The organism is Martelella sp. UBA3392 (assembly GCF_002358775.1).
GTDB classification, from domain to species: Bacteria; Pseudomonadota; Alphaproteobacteria; order Rhizobiales; family Rhizobiaceae; genus Martelella; species Martelella mediterranea.
Window position 1 is genome coordinate 7,065 of the sequence record NZ_DEPM01000119.1, and the last position, 1,892, is coordinate 8,956.

At 63.2% G+C, this 1,892-nt stretch carries 2 protein-coding genes; both read right to left on the reverse strand.

All coding sequences use genetic code 11. The annotated features are described in order from the left end of the window. Positions 1 to 149: 149 nt before the first annotated feature. Positions 150 to 1,295 (reverse strand): molecular chaperone DnaJ, encoded by a 1,146-nt coding sequence (dnaJ, locus tag B4E36_RS08700; RefSeq protein ID WP_292053547.1) that lies wholly within the window; start codon positions 1,293 to 1,295, stop codon positions 150 to 152. Between the two features lie 81 nt (positions 1,296 to 1,376). Further along, positions 1,377 to 1,892, reverse strand: a 516-nt coding sequence (locus tag B4E36_RS08705) for an Hsp70 family protein (RefSeq protein ID WP_345900246.1), incomplete at its 5' end; no start/stop codon positions are given.

The window sequence follows — 1,892 nt, forward strand, 5'->3', positions numbered from 1 at the left end:
GTGTCCACTTCACCTGGAATTGCTCTATTGCATTGTCTTGGCTTGAAATGGCGACGGGGAGGGACGCCATCGTCGCAGATCGGAGAAAGCTTGCGATGCGGTGGAAAAGGTCTTCCGCCGCATCGCTGTCTTCTACCTCGGAAAGGGGCTCACTCGGTCCCGAAAAAGTCCTTCATCTTCGAGAAGAACCCGTTCGATTCCGGGTTGTTCTCCTTGGAGGACAGTTCATCGAATTCCTGCAGCAGTTCGCGCTGGCGCTTGGTGAGTTTCTGCGGGGTTTCGACGCGGACCTGGATGTAGAGGTCGCCGCGATGCGAGGAGCGCAGCACCGGCATGCCCTTGCCCTTCAGGCGGAACTGCTTGCCGGCCTGTGTGCCTTCGGGCACCGCGACGCGCGATTTCGCGCCGTCGAGCGTGGTCACCTCGAACTTGCCGCCGAGCGCCGCCTGCGTCATCGAGATCGGCACGGAGCAGTGCAGGTCCGCGCCGTCGCGCTGGAAGAACTGGTGCGGCTTGACCGACAGGAAGATGTAGAGATCGCCCGACGGCCCGCCGCGCAAGCCGGCCTCGCCCTCGCCCTGAAGGCGGATGCGGGTGCCGTCCTCGATGCCGGCCGGAATGTTCACCGAAAGCGAGCGTTCCTCGACCTTACGGCCTTCGCCGTGGCATTTGGGGCAGGGATCGGAGATGATCTCGCCGCGACCGTGGCAGGTCGGGCAGGTGCGCTCGACCGAGAAGAAGCCCTGGGCGGCGCGCACGCGCCCCGCGCCGTGACAGGTGCCGCAGGTGGTCGGCGACGAGCCGGGCTTCGCGCCCGAGCCGGAGCATTCGTCGCACACGACCGAGCTCGGCACACGGATCTGGGCCGTCTTGCCGTGGAAGGCCTCGTCGAGGCTGATTTCCATATTGTAGCGCAGATCGGCGCCGCGCTCGCGACCGTTCGGTTGGCGGCGGCCCCTGGCCCCGCCCATCATTTCGCCAAAAATATCCTCGAAGATGTCCGAGAAACCGCCGGCGCCGCCAAAGCCCTGCGCGCCGCCGCCGAAACCGCCGGCCCCCGGTCCGCCGTTCTCGAAGGCGGCATGGCCGAAGCGGTCATAGGCGGCCCGCTTCTGCGGGTCCTTCAGGGTCTCGTAGGCTTCGTTGATTTCCTTGAATTTCTTCTCGGCGTCAGCGTTGTCCGGATTGCGGTCGGGGTGATACTTCATCGCAAGCTTGCGGAAGGCGCTCTTCAGCTCCTTTTCGTCGGCGGAGCGACCGACGCCGAGTGTCTCGTAAAAATCCGCTTTTGCCATGGAGATGCAATACCTCTTGAAAAAGAGTGACCGGCCGTCCTGGGACGGCCGGAATCATTCAGGTCCTATCCGATCGAAGGATCAGGCCGATTTCTTCTTGTCGTCATCGTCGCTGACGTCTTCGAATTCGGCGTCGACCACATCGTCAGACTTGGCATCGCGCGCCGCATCGGCGGAAGCCTGGGCTTCCTCATCGGACTGCTGGGCCTCGTAGATCGCCTGACCGAGCTTCATGGAGACTTCCATCAGCGTCTGGGTCTTGGCCTGAATGTCATCGGCATTCGGCTCTTCGGCGGAAACGGCGGTCTTCAGTTCGTCGATCGCGGTCTGGATGGCATTGCGGTCATCCTCGGAGACCTTGTCGCCATGCTCCTTGAGCGACTGCTCGGTGGAGTGGATCAGGCTTTCGGCCTGGTTCCTGGCCTCGACGGCCGCACGGCGCTTCTTGTCTTCCTCGGCATGGCTTTCGGCGTCCTTGACCATCTGCTCGATGTCGGCGTCAGACAGACCACCCGATGCCTGGATGCGGATCTGGTGCTCCTTGCCAGTACCCTTGTCCTTGGCCGAGACGTTGACGATGCCGTTGGCGTCGATGTC